This window comes from Synechococcus sp. H55.7 (assembly GCF_047462395.1).
Taxonomy (GTDB): Bacteria; Cyanobacteriota; Cyanobacteriia; order Thermostichales; family Thermostichaceae; genus Thermostichus.
Genome location: NZ_JANSJD010000033.1, coordinates 1 through 13,785, shown reverse-complemented (window position 1 = coordinate 13,785; position 13,785 = coordinate 1). Strand labels below are relative to the sequence as shown.

General features: G+C 60.4%; 17 protein-coding genes and 1 pseudogene. 10 read left to right on the top strand and 8 right to left on the bottom strand.

Annotation, left to right across the window (positions count from 1 at the left end; translation table 11 throughout):
* The 3 genes from NW851_RS12560 to NW851_RS12550 form a co-directional block, all read left to right on the top strand.
* Window positions 1-705 (top strand): RNA-guided endonuclease InsQ/TnpB family protein (locus tag NW851_RS12560; RefSeq protein ID WP_414338946.1); only part of this gene is annotated, 705 nt, incomplete at its 5' end.
* 190 nt (window positions 706-895) lie between these two features.
* Complete coding sequence (locus NW851_RS12555; protein WP_414335790.1) at window positions 896-1,669, top strand: PspA/IM30 family protein; 774 nt, start codon at window positions 896-898, stop codon at window positions 1,667-1,669.
* 188 nt (window positions 1,670-1,857) lie between these two features.
* Window positions 1,858-2,322 (top strand): pentapeptide repeat-containing protein, encoded by a 465-nt coding sequence (locus NW851_RS12550; RefSeq protein ID WP_414335792.1) that lies wholly within the window; start codon window positions 1,858-1,860, stop codon window positions 2,320-2,322.
* Between the two features lie 5 nt (window positions 2,323-2,327).
* On the opposite strand, the gene cysQ is transcribed toward NW851_RS12550, so the two are convergent.
* From cysQ to rpsP, 5 genes and pseudogenes are all read right to left on the bottom strand, one after another.
* The gene (gene cysQ, locus NW851_RS12545) at window positions 2,328-3,125 is read right to left on the bottom strand and encodes a 3'(2'),5'-bisphosphate nucleotidase CysQ (protein WP_414338943.1); all 798 of its coding nucleotides are present in this window, start codon (window positions 3,123-3,125) and stop codon (window positions 2,328-2,330) included.
* 17 nt (window positions 3,126-3,142) lie between these two features.
* On the bottom strand, window positions 3,143-3,898 hold the full coding sequence (gene hisF / locus NW851_RS12540) for an imidazole glycerol phosphate synthase subunit HisF (protein WP_414335796.1): 756 nt from the start codon (window positions 3,896-3,898) through the stop codon (window positions 3,143-3,145).
* A 27-nt stretch (window positions 3,899-3,925) separates the two neighbouring features.
* Window positions 3,926-5,029, bottom strand: coding sequence for an ArsA family ATPase (locus tag NW851_RS12535; protein WP_414335798.1), 1,104 nt, complete (start codon window positions 5,027-5,029; stop codon window positions 3,926-3,928).
* The gene (locus NW851_RS12530; protein WP_414335800.1) at window positions 5,026-5,286 is read right to left on the bottom strand and encodes a KH domain-containing protein; all 261 of its coding nucleotides are present in this window, start codon (window positions 5,284-5,286) and stop codon (window positions 5,026-5,028) included. Before NW851_RS12530 ends, NW851_RS12535 begins: the two co-directional genes overlap by 4 nt.
* 292 nt (window positions 5,287-5,578) lie before the next feature.
* Window positions 5,579-5,824: pseudogene (gene rpsP, locus NW851_RS12525) on the bottom strand (30S ribosomal protein S16); the annotation flags it as partial.
* Window positions 5,825-6,050: 226 nt separating this feature from the next.
* Between rpsP and NW851_RS12520 the strand changes: the two are divergent.
* A complete protein-coding gene (locus NW851_RS12520; protein ID WP_414335802.1) occupies window positions 6,051-6,503 on the top strand; it encodes a TerB family tellurite resistance protein in 453 nt (150 codons plus the stop codon).
* 122 nt (window positions 6,504-6,625) lie between these two features.
* Here NW851_RS12520 and NW851_RS12515 read toward each other — a convergent pair whose 3' ends face one another.
* The gene (locus NW851_RS12515; RefSeq protein ID WP_414335804.1) at window positions 6,626-7,021 is read right to left on the bottom strand and encodes a metal-sensing transcriptional repressor; all 396 of its coding nucleotides are present in this window, start codon (window positions 7,019-7,021) and stop codon (window positions 6,626-6,628) included.
* A 114-nt stretch (window positions 7,022-7,135) separates the two neighbouring features.
* Here NW851_RS12515 and sds point away from each other — a divergent pair, with 114 nt between their 5' ends.
* A complete protein-coding gene (sds, locus tag NW851_RS12510; RefSeq protein ID WP_414338940.1) occupies window positions 7,136-8,107 on the top strand; it encodes a solanesyl diphosphate synthase in 972 nt (323 codons plus the stop codon).
* A 28-nt stretch (window positions 8,108-8,135) separates the two neighbouring features.
* Here the strand turns inward: sds and lepB are convergent, their stop codons facing one another.
* Window positions 8,136-8,810, bottom strand: coding sequence for a signal peptidase I (gene lepB / locus NW851_RS12505; RefSeq protein ID WP_414336229.1), 675 nt, complete (start codon window positions 8,808-8,810; stop codon window positions 8,136-8,138).
* Window positions 8,811-8,936: 126 nt separating this feature from the next.
* On the opposite strand from lepB, the gene NW851_RS12500 reads away from it, so the two are divergent.
* Window positions 8,937-9,314 carry a hypothetical protein gene (locus NW851_RS12500; RefSeq protein WP_414338938.1) on the top strand — a complete coding sequence of 126 codons (378 nt, stop codon included), beginning with the start codon at window positions 8,937-8,939 and terminating at the stop codon, window positions 9,312-9,314.
* Between the two features lie 121 nt (window positions 9,315-9,435).
* Here NW851_RS12500 and NW851_RS12495 read toward each other — a convergent pair whose 3' ends face one another.
* Window positions 9,436-10,503 (bottom strand): hypothetical protein, encoded by a 1,068-nt coding sequence (locus NW851_RS12495; protein ID WP_414335995.1) that lies wholly within the window; start codon window positions 10,501-10,503, stop codon window positions 9,436-9,438.
* A 181-nt stretch (window positions 10,504-10,684) separates the two neighbouring features.
* Between NW851_RS12495 and NW851_RS12490 the strand changes: the two genes are divergently transcribed.
* From NW851_RS12490 to NW851_RS12475, 4 genes are all read left to right on the top strand, one after another.
* On the top strand, window positions 10,685-11,404 hold the full coding sequence (locus tag NW851_RS12490) for a pyridoxine 5'-phosphate synthase (RefSeq protein WP_414335993.1): 720 nt from the start codon (window positions 10,685-10,687) through the stop codon (window positions 11,402-11,404).
* A gap of 14 nt (window positions 11,405-11,418) precedes the next feature.
* Window positions 11,419-12,051 (top strand): DUF3318 domain-containing protein, encoded by a 633-nt coding sequence (locus NW851_RS12485; RefSeq protein ID WP_414335991.1) that lies wholly within the window; start codon window positions 11,419-11,421, stop codon window positions 12,049-12,051.
* Between the two features lie 5 nt (window positions 12,052-12,056).
* A complete protein-coding gene (locus NW851_RS12480) occupies window positions 12,057-12,860 on the top strand; it encodes a biotin--[acetyl-CoA-carboxylase] ligase (protein WP_414335989.1) in 804 nt (267 codons plus the stop codon).
* Window positions 12,861-12,901: 41 nt separating this feature from the next.
* Window positions 12,902-13,785, top strand: an 884-nt coding sequence (locus tag NW851_RS12475) for a M23 family metallopeptidase (protein WP_414338934.1), incomplete at its 3' end; no start/stop codon positions are given.

The window sequence follows — 13,785 nt, the reverse complement described above, 5'->3', positions numbered from 1 at the left end:
GTGGAGTCTGAGGCGCCGGAACCGGAGAGCGCCGTCAAGGCAATTGGCGTGGATTTGGGTAGGAGAGATATTGCCCACACCTCTGAGGGGGACAACTGGAATGGACAGCAGTTGAACCGGGTCAGAGACCACTACTCCTGCTTGAGAGCGGCTCTGCAACGCAAGGCCGGTAAGGGCACACGCAGCACTCGGCGTCGATGCCGGGAGCTGCTGCAACGGCTGTCTGGTCGGGAGAGGCGCTTTCAAACTTGGGTGAACCACTGCATCTCCAAGTCCATTGTTGCTAGGGCACAGGCGACCCGCAGCTTTATTGCCTTGGAAGACTTGACTGGGATCCGGGAGCGAGTCAACCAACAGCCGCGCAGCAAGACGGAGCGGCGGCGGTTGAACAGTTGGGCGTTCTACCAGTTGCGGCAGTTTGTGCACTACAAGGCAGCAAGAGCAGGGATCCAGGTTGTGGTGGTGCCGCCTGCCTACAGCTCGCAGACCTGCCACCGGTGTTTGTGGCTTGGGCAACGGGAAGGGAAGCATTTTCGTTGTGTGAACCCGGTCTGTGGCTGGGAAGGGGATGCGGATTTTAACGGTGCCAACGTCATTGCCCTTTTGGGGGTCGCTGTAAACCGGCCTAGAGGCCCGTGGTTGGCTTGCCAACTGCAGGGCTACCAAAAGCCCGCTCCGTACCGCTTAGCGGTCGGAGTCGGGTAGTTTACTACCCCGGTAGTCCGGTGCAATCCACCGAGATCCGGGGATTAAGACATAAGGGCCGGGGCAGGATCCCCTCTGACCCATTTCCTCGGATCTCAGCCAGGGATCCCTATACTGGGGTAGAAGCACTGGAAGGCACCGGAACGGCAAGGGTAGCATTAGGTCAGACTGCTAGAGGGGGAAACAACCGATGGGATTGTTCGATCGGGTCAGCCGAATCATCAGATCCAATATCAACGCGCTGGTCAGCAGCGCCGAAGATCCGGAGAAAATCCTGAACCAAACCATTCAGGACATGTCGGAGGATCACTACCAAATGCGGCAAGCGGTTGCCCAGGCCATTGCTGCCCAGAAGCGGATCGAGCGGCAGTATGAGCAAGCGCAGCAGAACGTTGACGAGTGGCAAAGACGGGCCGAGTTGGCCCTGCGCAACAACAACGAAGCCCTGGCCCGCGAAGCGCTGGTGCGCAAGAAAACCTTTGCCGAAACTGCCCAGAGCCTGAAGCGGCAGTTGGATGAGCAGACCAAGCAGGTGGAGGTCTTAAAGGCCAACATGACCAAGCTGGAGAGCAAAATCGCCGAGGCCAAGACCAAGAAAGATATGCTCATCGCCCGGGCCCGCGCTGCCAAGGCTTCTCAACAAATTAACCAGGTCATCGGACGGGTGGACGCCACCAGTGCCTTCGCGGCTTTCGAGCGCATGGAGGAGAAGGTGAACTCCCTGGAAGCTCAGTCGGCGGCGGTGGCGGAGCTGGCGGTGGACAACTTGGAGAACCAGTTTGCCGCTTTGGAAGCAGGTGGGTCGGATGTCGATCACGAGCTGATGATGCTGAAAGCGGCGATGCAGGGCCAATTGCCCGCCGGAGAGCGGAAAGTTTTGCCGCAAGCCCAATCTGCTGCCTCGGCTGAAAGCGAGGTAGATGCGGAGTTGGAAAATCTGCGCCGCGAAATCGACCAGCTTTGAACAACGGGAGGCCGTGTCTGCCTGAGTTCCTGGGGCATGTTTCCTCTTGGCTTAGGTGGGTTGGGGTGTCCTTACCGGGGGGACACAGAGTGGTAAGCTAGCCCAGAAGAGCTCTCGGCCTGCTTCTGGCAGGGGGGGAGCTTGGGTTAAGGTAGCCTTCCTGCGTTTTTGCGAGAGAACCAACAGCGATGACAACAGCGAGTATCAAGCCTCTTTTAGATGCCAAGCAACTGTTGCAGGCTTATGCGTCTGGCCAGCGGGATTTCTCTGGCTCCAACTTGAGCGGAGCCCAGTTGAGCGGTGCGAACTTGAGGGGCATCATTCTGCGGGATGCCGATTTGAGTGGGGCGGATCTGCGCGAGGCGGATTTGGCAGGGGCGGATCTCTCCGGAGCCGACCTGCGCGGAGCCAAGCTGCGACGGGTGAACCTAATCGGAGCTAAGTTGGTGAAGGCGGATCTGCGGGGGGCCAACCTCTACCGGGCTAAGTTGCTCAGGGCTGACCTTAGCGAAGCAGAGCTGAACCGGGCCGATCTGCGCATTGGCGCCGATCTGCGCGGAGCCATCATCACCAACACCCACTTCCGTGGCGCCCTTTACGACGAGTACACGAAGTTCCCGGATGGCTTTAACCCGACCGAGATGGGCATGTAGGCTTTCTAGGGAACCAGCTCCTGCCACAGTTGGGTAACGCCTTCGGCAGCTGCTACAAAGGGCGGGTTGTGCAGCTCCGGTTTGTTGTAGCGCAAGGGATCCCCTTGCAAGTTCGTGACACTTCCCCCCGCCTGCTCGACGATACAGTGGGCGGCGGCGGTATCCCATTCCAGGGTGGGGCCAAAGCGGGGGTAGAGATGAGCGGATCCCTCGGCCACCAGGCAAAACTTGAGGGCGCTACCCACAGACTTGACTTCGAGAGAACCGTAGCGCCGTCGCAGCCGCTCCAGGAATTGCTCCGTCTCCGGGCTGCGGTGGGAACGGCTGGCCACCACCTGCAGAGGAGCCTGGGCGGGGGGGCGGGCCTGGATGGGCTCTTTGCCTTTGTAGGCCCCCAGCCCTTGCGCTGCCCTGTAGGTAAGGCCGAGAGCCGGGGCATGGACGACGCCTAAGATGGGGATCCCCGCCTCGACGAGGGCGATGTTGACCGTGAACTGGCCGTTGCGCCCGATAAACTCGCGCGTGCCATCTAGGGGATCCACCAGCCAGAACTGCCGCCACTGTTGCCGCTCCGAATAGGGGATCCCGCCGGATTCTTCCGAGAGCACGGGGATCCCCGGAGTTAGATCTTGCAGGCCCCGCAGGATCAGGTGGTGGGCGGCCAGATCTGCTTCAGTGAGGGGGGAGAAGTCGGTCTTGTCCCTGACTTGGATCTGCTCTTGCCGATAGATCTCCAGAATGGCCTGCCCGGCTGCTTCTGCAAGGCGGCTGACATGGGGCAAGAGATCGGCCAGATCCTGCATGGGCAACCCCCCAAGATTTAGCAGCGCACCGGAATGCCGTGGGCGGCCAAATCGGCTTTGATCTGGGCAATCGTCAACTGGCCGTAGTGCAACAGAGAAGCCAACAGGGCTGCCTCTGCCCCCCCCTCCTGCAGAGCTTGGCGGATGTGGGCACAGTCTCCCGCCCCCCCTGAGGCGATCACCGGCACCGCCACCGCCTCGGCCACGCGGCGGGTCAGCTCCAGGTCGTAGCCCGCTTGGGTGCCGTCGGCGTCCATGCTGGTGAGCAAGATCTCCCCTGCCCCTCGCTCGGCCACGGTTTTGGCCCACTCCACCACGTCCAGCCCCGTCGGCTCCCTCCCCCCGCGCACGTACACTTCCCATCCCCCTGGTTTGGCGCGGGCGTCGATAGCCACCACGATGCACTGGGATCCAAACTGACGGCTGGCCTGGGTGACCAGATCCGGATCCCGGACTGCCGCCGAGTTGAGGCTTACCTTGTCGGCCCCGGCCCGCAACAGTTGCCGGATCCCTTCCACATCGCGGATCCCACCTCCCACCGTGAGGGGGATGAACACCTGCTCCGCCGTGCGCTGCACCACCTCCAGCAAAATCTCCCGCTCCTCGTGGGTAGCGGTGATGTCCAGAAAGACCAGCTCGTCCGCCCCCGCCCGATCATAAGCCTGGGCCAGCTCCACCGGATCCCCGGCATCGCGCAACTGCACAAACTGGATCCCTTTGACCACCCGCCCCGCCGCCACATCCAGACAGGGAATGATCCGTTTGGCCAACATCGCCTTCTCCTCCGCTGGCGTGATGGCCTAGCCGAAGCTGATGACCAAGAAGGGTTCTTGAAACTTGGCCCCGGCCACCTGCCGACCCGCCAGGCTGGGAGGCAAGAACAAATTGCGCCGCTGATCCCCGGCGGTGATGGTCAGCTCCGGGCCCGACTGGCTCAGCTCGATCTGGGCCTTGCTGAAGCCGGGAATAAACAGCTTGACTGTACGCGCTCCCTCGTCGATGGCCACGGGCGGCGGCACATCCGGCACGGCGAATATGCCCCCCACCGCTGCCTCCAAAGCTGACCAATCGGATCCTTGACGCAGGGGAAGTGTGCGTACGGTCAAGGGGAAAAAATCGGCAGCCGAGACCTCGCCCGGAGCCAGAGGGGTGACCCAGAGACCGCCCACCGTCAGCCCCACCATCTGGGCACTGCCCCAGAGGTAACGGGCGGTCTGGACAGCCATCGGATCTGGGGTGGTCACCAAGTGGGCCAACACACGGCGCGGATCGGCGATGGCCTGCCGCCCCTGCTCGAAAATGTTGGTCATCCCCCCCAGCCGATTCGACAGATCCTCTAGAGACGAGAACTCCACGGTGCTGACAGACCGCAACAGCGGCTCGGCAAAGGGGCGCAGGGTCTTGGCCAAGTCGGATCCCCAAAAAGCCTGGGAAGCCCGCCGCCAGTACCAACTGGCCACCTCCGGGATCCCAAAAGCCCGCAAGGTGGTCAGATCCCCCGGCCCATCGTAGAGAATGCAGTCGTATTGGCCGCTGTCATCGTAACGGCGCAGCGCTTCCAGAGCCAGGGCCTGATCCATGCCCGGCAACACCCCCAGCTCCTGGCCGTAGATCTCCCGGAAAAAGGGAGTGCGCACATATCGGGCTTCCAGCTCTTTGGCCGCCGTCCAGTGTTGTTCCAGAAGCTGAGTTGTGCGCAACTGCACCACGCTCAAATTGGCAGCAATGGTCACCGGCTCCCCGGCAAGTGGGATCCCGCCCAAGAGCATCTCCAGCGCCGGCCCCGCCTGATGGCCCACCAACAGCACTCGCCGCCCCTGTTGGGCTGCTGCCCGCGCTGCTGCCACCGCCAACGTGCTCCGGCCTGTGCCCCCCTTACCCAAAAAGGTGAGGATCTGGCTCATTCCCGCTCTCCTGCCTCGCCGTAGATGTCGATGTACAAAGACTGGCCCGCCAACTGGGCTGCCGCCATCATCACCTGCCGAATCGCCTGCAGAGTGCGCCCGCCGCGCCCGAATACCCGCCCGCGATCCTTGGGGTCAAAGGCCAGCCGCAGCCATACCTTGCGCCCGCCACAGGTGGTTTCCACGTCCATCTGCAGCCCAGATGAGCTGAGCAACGGCTCGATCAAAAGATGGACAAGGGCTTTGTAGTCTGGCATGGGCGCCTGGCAAGGAAAAACGGGTTCAAGCCGAGCCTATAGCCAAAAGGTTAACCGATGGCGTCAGCGGGACGAAGTCCTTATCCTAGGCTTTGGCTGCTTCTTCGACCCGTGGCTCTTCAATTGCAGATTCTTGGTGGCTCGATTCTGGCAGGGATCCAGCCTCTGCCACAGCCGGCTCTGCATCGGGTTCAGGAGCTTCCGTAGCAGGTTCTTCTGTTGGCTCAGGGATCCCAGCTTCAGGCTTGGCGATGGCCGGGATGCGAATCGAGGCAACCACTCCGCCTTCTCCTGCTTTCAGCATCTCGTAGATGCCGGCCTTTTTGAGAAGACCCTCCACGGTCTCCGTGGGCTGAGCGCCACAACGCAACCATTTGAGCAGGCCCGCCGTCTCCAAAACCGTCTCTTTGGTGCGCGGGTTGTAGTAGCCCAATTCCTCCAGCGGACGGGCCTCGCGACGGCTTTTACTTTCGATGGCGATGATGCGATAGCTGGGTTGCCGTTTTTTTCCGTAGCGCTTGAGCCGCAATTTGACCATGGGGTATCTGCTCCTTAGGGTTGCTCCGCAAGCTGTGAAGGGTGGTTAGAGAAAAACCAAAATCAAACCCGTGCCCGCCACCCCGATCCCCTACCGGAAATCTGGGCAGACACAGGCTCTCTATTTTAGTCGATTTTTTCCTTGGCTGAAAAAGAGCCAAACCGACGCCGGGCGGCGCTCTTCATGGCAAAGTTGAAGAGGAAACCCACACTCAGCAACACCCCCCATGGTCAACTACGCCGACTTGACAGATGAGCAGCGCCAGCTCTACCTCAAAGCCCTGATCGCGGTGGCCCGAGTGGACGGCCAGTTGGACGAAGAGGAAACCAACTTTTTCCTGCAAATTGCCGAAGGGATGGGCATTGAAGAACAGGTGGCCCAAACCTATCTGGCCGAGAAAACAGACGCAACCCTAGACCTCAGCGGGATCCCGCCTCTGCACAACGCAGCCGGGGCCTTGATCCTGCGGGATCTGACAACAATGGCGGTGGTCAACAACGAGCTGACAGAAAAGGAAGAGGCGCTCATTTTTGAGATCGGCAAGGCCATGCAGTTCAGCCGGGAGGAGATCGACGAGTTCCTGAACTGTGCCTTCATGGGCCTGCAATGGCAACTGAAGAACAGGGGCTTGCTAGAGCGCTACGCCCAGCCTTCTCAGGGAGATCCAGCTACCGAATAGCATTAGATAGCATCAGCCAGAACAGCCGGCCTTGGCAACCGCATCAACACCCCGGCTTGGTGTTTCCCCCAACCAAGCCAGGGAGCCTTTCAGGTTCAGCCCAGACATCTGGCCATCGCAACCTAGCCGATAAAGCGATCCAGGGCCCGTTGCAGCTCTTCCAGCTCCACTTCGATATTACCGGTCTCGATGGCGTGGCGGATGCAATGGCGGATGTGATCGTCCAGAATCAGCCGTGCCACCCGATCCAGCGCCCCCTTGACAGCGGCAATTTGCAGCAGCACATCCGGACAAGGCTGATCCTGCTCGATCATGGAGCGGATCCCGTGAACGTGCCCCTCGATGCGCGCCAAGCGGTTGATCAACTTGCGCCGTGACTGAGGATCATGATGGTGAGGCTGGGCCCGCCCAGACAGGGGCGGCTTTTCCAGCGCCAACTCCCACTCCTCCTCCCAATCGGGTTCTGAAGGGAGCGGTGGAACGGAGCGAGCGCCAAGTGGAAGGACAGGATCGGACATAAAAAGGGCAGAAGACTGCTTGCATAATACTGCTTGGTTTTCCCTGGGAACGATAGGGTACTCTACAATAAGAAAAGATATGAAATTTTGTAAAACCTCTCATACGCTGGCTCCATGACCTCTGTGCTCTCCCCCTTTGGCCCTGTAGAAGCGGATCTGGAGCGTTTACGCCAGAACCTGACGCGGTTGGTTAGCGCCAAGCACCCCATTCTGGCTATGGCTGCCGAGCATCTGTTTTCGGCAGGTGGGAAAGGGATCCGGCCAGCCATTGTGCTCCTCATTGCCCGTGCCACCACTCCCGATGGGGAGATCACACCCCGCCACTGGCGCTTGGCAGAGATTACCGAGATGATCCACACGGCCAGCTTGGTACACGATGATGTCATCGATGCTGCCGACGTGCGACGAGGAATCGACACGGTAAACACCCTCTTCGACAATCGGATAGCCGTGCTGGCGGGGGATTACCTCTTCGGTCAGGCTGCCTGGTATTTGGCCAGTCTGGACAATCTGGAAGTGGTGAAGCTCCTTTCCAAGGTGATCATGGATCTGCCAGAAGGAGAGGTGCGTCAGAGCCTTACCCGCTTCAACCCGGATGTGTCGATGGAGGACTACCTGGCCAAGAGCTTCTACAAAACGGCCTCCCTGATGTCCGGCAGTTCCAAGGCTGCCGGTCTGCTGAGTGGGGTGAGCGAGGAGGTGGCGGATCGGCTATTCGATTTTGGGCGGGATCTGGGCATTGCCTTTCAGATCGTTGACGATCTGCTGGACTTCACCGCTTCGGCAGAGATGCTCGGCAAGCCGGTGGGATCCGACCTCATCCAGGGCAACCTCACCGCACCCGTTTTATTCGCCTTAGAGGAATTTCCCCAGATGCGGGAGCTCATTCTCAGGGAACTGTCCAACCCGCAAGACCTGAAGCAGGCCCTAGAGTGGGTGTATCAAAGCGAAGGGATCCCACGCTCTCGTCAGTTGGCGCGAGACTATGCCCGTCAGGCCGCCGAGGCGCTGGAAGTGCTCCCGGATTCTGTAGCCCGCCGGGCTCTGTTTCAAATGGTGGACTATGTGCTGGAGCGGCTGCACTGAGCAGCCCAGGCAGAGTCAAGCGACCTCCCTAGCGGGCGGTGTCGCCCAACACTTGAGTTTCCGAACGCAGCTCGGGATATTCTGGCGGGGTGAAAACGTGTAGGCGATTCGGGGGCCAAAAGCGAAAAATGGTGTTGCCGATGATGTTTTCTTCCGGCAAAAAACCCCACACATGGGAGTCCTGGCTGTCATTGCGATTGTCCCCCATCACAAAATAGGAGTGAGGAGGAACTACAAATTCGGATCCCTGGTTGGGAACTCCAGGGCAGCGCTCTCCAGGACAAGAATAGTTGGGAGGAGCATAAATATAGTCCTCCTGCAGTGGGATCCCGTTGATGATGACCTCACCATCGGCGATACGAATGCGATCCCCAGGTAGGCCGATCACCCGCTTGATGTAGGCGCCGTTGAAGTTCAGCTTGGCAGGCGGGTAGAAAACAATGATGTCGCCGCGTCTGGGCGGGCCAAAGCGGTAGCTGACCTTTTCCACCACCAGCCGATCCCCTTCTTCCAGGGTGGGCAGCATGGAATCGGAGGGGATCCAACGCGCCTCCGCCACAAAGGTGCGAATGCCGAAAGCCAACAGCAGCGCCAGCACAACCGTCAGCAGGTTTTCCCGCTGCGCCTGCCACCAGGTGCGGGATCCCGAGCTGGCAGGTGCCGACTGGGGCTTGGGCAGAGACGTTGGATCTTTGGACGGCATGGGAGCTAACGGACAAGACTGCACGATCTCAAGATTATCGCACCCAGCAGGAGCCAGCATCGAAAAGACGAATGGCCGCCAGTAGCTTACGATCGAGAGACACGTAGCCTGTAACTTGCAAACCCCATGACGATTTCAACAGAAGAACGCCTAGATCGGCTTGAGCGCTTGGTCGAGACCAACAGCCAAGCAATAGCCCACCTCAGCCAACAACAAGGGGAAATTTTGCAGCGGATCGATCGGCTCGCAGGAGATACCGGAAAGCTCTCGGAGCGTGTCGAGAAACTATCGGGCGACGTCGAGAAACTATCGGGCGATGTCGAGAAACTATCGGGCGATGTCGAGAAACTATCAGGTGACCTGGAAAAACTGACTTTTAAGTTCGACACCGCTCAGAGCATCGGAGAACGGCTGGAACGTCTGGCCACCAGTCTCATTGCCGGGGCCACCATCAGCATTATTGCCGGTGTGATTTTGGTGCTGTTGCGGGAGGGATCCCGTTAGGAAAAAACTGCTTGGGTTTGCAACGGGAATGAGAAACTTGGGCCACCGGCAAAAGGCAGTGGGAGCCCATAAAGCCAAGAAGCAAGGCAAAAGCTAAGATGCCCTCGAAATGCCTGGGGGCTCAACTGCCGGAATTGAGTTTTTCCCAGTCCTGCTGATGGATGGCGATCATCTGGGCTTGAGCCTGGATAGCTGCCAACACCTCTGTCATCAGGGGCCAGTCGCTCCGCGGTGGACTGGGGTACTGCTTGAGTTTGTCGATTGTGTTGCTGAGAGCACTTTGCAGTTGTTGTAGCAGTTGATGGGTCTGTTGGGCCAAGGCTAAGGTCTCGGAGACGCGGAGGTTATTCTGACCTTGTTGATATTTCTGGAGGGCTTCCCCTCGCAAAATACTCAAGATGGCTCCTTCTCTGGCGAGGGCAGTCTGGCCACTTTTGGAGCGCTGCGGGATAATGCGCAACTGCAAAACCAGTGGCTCCCCCCGGTATACCCGTTCCACCTCTGCCTGCTGCGGCTCTCCGAGCAGCTCTGGATCCAGTGCCATCATCCGCTTCATGGAGGCGAGCAACTTCGCCCGTATGGACTCCGAAAGATCTTTGAACAGATCCCGCAAAATCCCCTGCTGACGGTAGCGCACCCGACAAGAAGCCCCCTCTTGAGGTTCCACAAAAATCTGCTCGGCTTTCTCATCCAAAGCCCGTCGCAGCATCGAGTTGAGCAACTGCTGCACCGTCTCTTCCGATTCGTCGGCGGGGACAGGCGGAGCAGTTGGCCGAGCGGAGGGGGGCTGGGTTGGCGTCAACTGCGTGGGTGGCCCCGCCACAGGAGCGGGAACCTCCCGCGTCACCCGGCTGGCTTGGGCCTGGAGGCGCAGCCGCTCCACCTCTGCCGGGTCGGGGGGATGGCTGAAGTAGTAGGCAATGAGATCCTGCTGCTGCTGAGCGGTGAGCGGGATCGGCTCAACGGAGATCTGGGAATAGGCCAGCATCTTGCTCACGTAGTCCAGCGCTGCCAAATCCTGGGGATCCACCATGCCCAAAATGAGGCTGTCGGTATCCAGGGCCACGGGCACAACCTGGTAGTAAATGCAGATCTCCACCGGCAGGTATTGGGCAATCAAGGCCGGCACCCGCGCCCGGTCAATGATTGAGTGTTGTCCCACCGCCAGAGAGGCATTTGGATCAGTCATGGCAAGCCTGGAGTGGATCCCGCACAGGCGAGACATCGCTTTCGAGCATTTTGATCATAGAGTAAAGGCTGCCTCCCCGCCGCCTGAGCCCCACAGCATCCAGGCTCGTCTGACCGGCGCAAATTGCATAATGTAATACTAGGAGCATTCTAGAATCCTTTACACCCACAGCAGTCAGGCCTTGTTAAGTCTTGGAGTTAACATCGACCACATTGCCACCCTTCGCCAGGCTCGCCGCACCGTAGAGCCGGATCCGGTGGCAGCGGCAGTGATCGCCGAGTTGGCGGGGGCAGATGGGATCACAGTGCACTTGCGCGAGGATCGCCGTCACATTCAAGATCGGGATGTGCGGCTGTTGCGGCAAACGGTGCGCACCCACCTCAACCTGGAGATGGCCGCCACCGATGAGATGGTGGCCATTGCTCTGGAGATCAAGCCCGACTACGTCACTTTGGTTCCCGAACGGCGGGAGGAGATCACCACCGAGGGGGGCCTGGATGTGGCAGGGCAGGTGGCGCGTCTTAGCGATGTGGTCGGCCAACTGCAGGGATCCGGCATTCCGGTCAGCTTGTTTATCGACCCGGATCCAGTGCAAATTGCCGCTGCCGCCCAGGTGGGGGCCCGCTGGGTGGAGCTGCACACGGGGCGCTATGCCGAAGCTGCCTCCGCAGCTCGGCGGCAGGTGGAACTTGAGCATCTGGAAAAAGGCTGCCAACAGGCCCTTCAACTGGGCCTGCGGGTGAATGCGGGACATGGTCTCACCTACTGGAATGTCGGCCCGGTGGCGCGGATCCCGGGTATGGAGGAGCTGAACATCGGCCACAGCATTATCAGCCGAGCGGTGCTGGTAGGACTGGATCGGGCGGTGCGAGAGATGCGTCAGGCGATGGGATTAAGCTGAGGAGCAGGCCCGGCATGGACTCGGAATACTACGGCTACGAAAACTACGTTCTGGAGCAGGCTGAGATCGAGCGCCTGCTGGATCTGCTGCCTGCCAGTATGCGAGAGAGCGTCAAGATCTTGCCGGCCTCGGAACGGCAGACAGTGGTGATCAAGGGCCGTCGGCAAATGCCCTGGGAACGGCAAATGCGGCTGTTTATCAAGCCCTACGAGTGGCGGCAATTTACCCCCCTGCAGCGAGCGGGGCTGTTCCTGCACAAGGTGGGCTACTACAGCCGGGCAGCCTCGCGGCAGATCGACTTTTACCTGGCCATAGCAGCTCTGGGAGGGTTGAGCTTGATCTTTGAGGCTGTGCAGCAGGATCCGGTGGGAGCAACGGTTTCGGGAGGTTTGAGTGGCTTGGCCCTCTGGCAGTTGCGCCGCGACCAAACCAACGACCGCCGCCTGTTGGCTGCCGATGCCTATGCGGTGGATCGTCTGGTGTTGCGCGGGATCCCACGGCTGCAGGCGGTGGAGGCTCTGGGGCAGGCGCTGCACGTGGAGGCCCGTCTGGAGGGGCGCTCCGGCAATGATCTACTGGACATGTTGCGCTATCAGAACCTAAAGCGGCTGGCCCAGCGTCCGGCGGAAGATATTGTGCTGAGCTGAGGGAGATGCTTTCCCCCTCGCGGCTGGGATCCCAGGTGGGCCATTGGGGCCATTACCTCCTGCAGGTGGCGGTAACCGATTCCACCAATCGGCTGCTCCTGGACTGGAGCCGCCGGTTTCCACAGCCGCTGCCGGTGGGCACGGTTTTGGTCAGCACCCGCCAACGGGCCGGGCAAGGTCAACATGGGCGGGTATGGCACTCTGAGCCGGGAGGGCTGTATCTATCGGTCTGGCTGGGATCCCCGCCCTTGCATCACTCGCTGCTGGAACTGACCCTGACCTTGGGCTGGGGTATTGCGGGCAGTCTGCGGCAAAAACTGGGGATCCCGCTGCGGCTGAAATGGCCCAACGATCTGGTGGTGGTGGGCCCGGATTCTCTGCTCAAGCTGGGGGGGATCCTGGTGCAAAGCCGCTTTGGGGGGGACGGGCAACTGCTGGGGCTGGTGGCCGGCGTGGGTGTGAATATCAACAATCCCGTGCCCGCCGGGGCGATCACCTTAGCCCACATCTTGGGATCCCGACAGTCCCTCGACCGCACCGAGATTGCCGGCTGGGTTCTGCAGGGGATGGAGCAGGGATTCCAGGTCTGGTTGCAAGAGGGATTTGGCCCCGTTCGCCCAGAGTACGAAGCCTGGATGGTTCAGTCGCAAGTCCAAGGAGCCCAGGGGGAAAGCAGCCTCACGGTCTTGGGCCTTGCCGAGGATGGGCGGGTGCGAGTACAAACACAAGGGGAGCAAGGATCCATCCTGACGCTTGCACCTGACCAAGTTCGCTTGAGCTATCACGCTCCTGTTGGCGGCGATCTGTAGCCTTTCTGGTTTTTCTTGTGTGGCCTGTGTTGAGTGCGGTGATGAAGCCTTTGGTTGCGGCAGCGCGCCTTTTCTTCCCACAAAGGCGACGGCTGCGCTTTTGGCTGGGTCTGCTTTGGCTCTATCCCACGGCTCTGCTGGCTCAGACACAACCCAACCCTTTGCCCCCACCGCCCGTGGTGGAGCCGGCTCTGGACACGCCTGGGGCGGCAGCCCTGCTGCTGGATGGGGCCATTCCTCTACGGGGAGAAGCTCTTGAGGCGGGAACCCACCCAGAGACGGTGGTGGGCCGGGAAATGGTTATTGAGCCGAAAAAAAACCTTGGCCTGGCCACCCCTGGCAATAGCGGCACGGCGTCCTTTTCTCAACCTGAAGGTGGGGTGCCGGTGGTGCTGATGGAACGCAGCTCCGGTCGCCGCATCATCCTCACCCCAGGTGAAGAGATTCGCATTGAGGATCCCAGCCAGACCCAAGCGCCTGAACCGCCAACGCCGGAGTTACCAGAACTGGCGGCAGGTGAAGAACGACTGCTCTATCCCCTACCCCATCCGGTGCCGATTACTTCTGGGTTTGGCATGCGAATTCACCCCATTCGCGGAGAGCCGGAGTTCCATGCCGGGGTGGATTTGGGGGCCAGCCTGGGAACGCCGATCTTGGCCTCTTTGAGCGGCAAGGTGGTCACTTCGGGATCCCTGGGCGGTCTGGGGATCACCGTTGTGCTGGAGCATGCCGGCAACCAGCGCACCCGCTATGGCCATATGTCTGAATCTGCTGTGGGTGTGGGAGAAGTCGTGAAGCAGGGCACCGTAATCGGCTACGTGGGGGCAACGGGAGCGGTGACGGGGCCCCACTTGCACTTTGAGTTGTGGAAACGGACGGTGGGGCAAGGCTGGGTGGTTTTGGACGCTACCGATGACCTGCAGGT

Bases quoted from the DNA above. Each gene is read 5' to 3' on its own strand.
- NW851_RS12555 (WP_414335790.1), top strand. From the start codon at position 896: ATGGGATTGTTCGATCGGGTCAGCCGAATCATCAGATCCAATATCAAC.
- NW851_RS12550 (WP_414335792.1), top strand. From the start codon at position 1,858: ATGACAACAGCGAGTATCAAGCCTCTTTTAGATGCCAAGCAACTGTTG.
- cysQ (WP_414338943.1), bottom strand. From the start codon at position 3,125: ATGCAGGATCTGGCCGATCTCTTGCCCCATGTCAGCCGCCTTGCAGAA.
- hisF (WP_414335796.1), bottom strand. From the start codon at position 3,898: ATGTTGGCCAAACGGATCATTCCCTGTCTGGATGTGGCGGCGGGGCGG.
- NW851_RS12535 (WP_414335798.1), bottom strand. From the start codon at position 5,029: ATGAGCCAGATCCTCACCTTTTTGGGTAAGGGGGGCACAGGCCGGAGC.
- NW851_RS12530 (WP_414335800.1), bottom strand. From the start codon at position 5,286: ATGCCAGACTACAAAGCCCTTGTCCATCTTTTGATCGAGCCGTTGCTC.
- NW851_RS12520 (WP_414335802.1), top strand. From the start codon at position 6,051: ATGGTCAACTACGCCGACTTGACAGATGAGCAGCGCCAGCTCTACCTC.
- NW851_RS12515 (WP_414335804.1), bottom strand. From the start codon at position 7,021: ATGTCCGATCCTGTCCTTCCACTTGGCGCTCGCTCCGTTCCACCGCTC.
- sds (WP_414338940.1), top strand. From the start codon at position 7,136: ATGACCTCTGTGCTCTCCCCCTTTGGCCCTGTAGAAGCGGATCTGGAG.
- lepB (WP_414336229.1), bottom strand. From the start codon at position 8,810: ATGCCGTCCAAAGATCCAACGTCTCTGCCCAAGCCCCAGTCGGCACCT.
- NW851_RS12500 (WP_414338938.1), top strand. From the start codon at position 8,937: ATGACGATTTCAACAGAAGAACGCCTAGATCGGCTTGAGCGCTTGGTC.
- NW851_RS12495 (WP_414335995.1), bottom strand. From the start codon at position 10,503: ATGACTGATCCAAATGCCTCTCTGGCGGTGGGACAACACTCAATCATT.
- NW851_RS12485 (WP_414335991.1), top strand. From the start codon at position 11,419: ATGGACTCGGAATACTACGGCTACGAAAACTACGTTCTGGAGCAGGCT.
- NW851_RS12480 (WP_414335989.1), top strand. From the start codon at position 12,057: ATGCTTTCCCCCTCGCGGCTGGGATCCCAGGTGGGCCATTGGGGCCAT.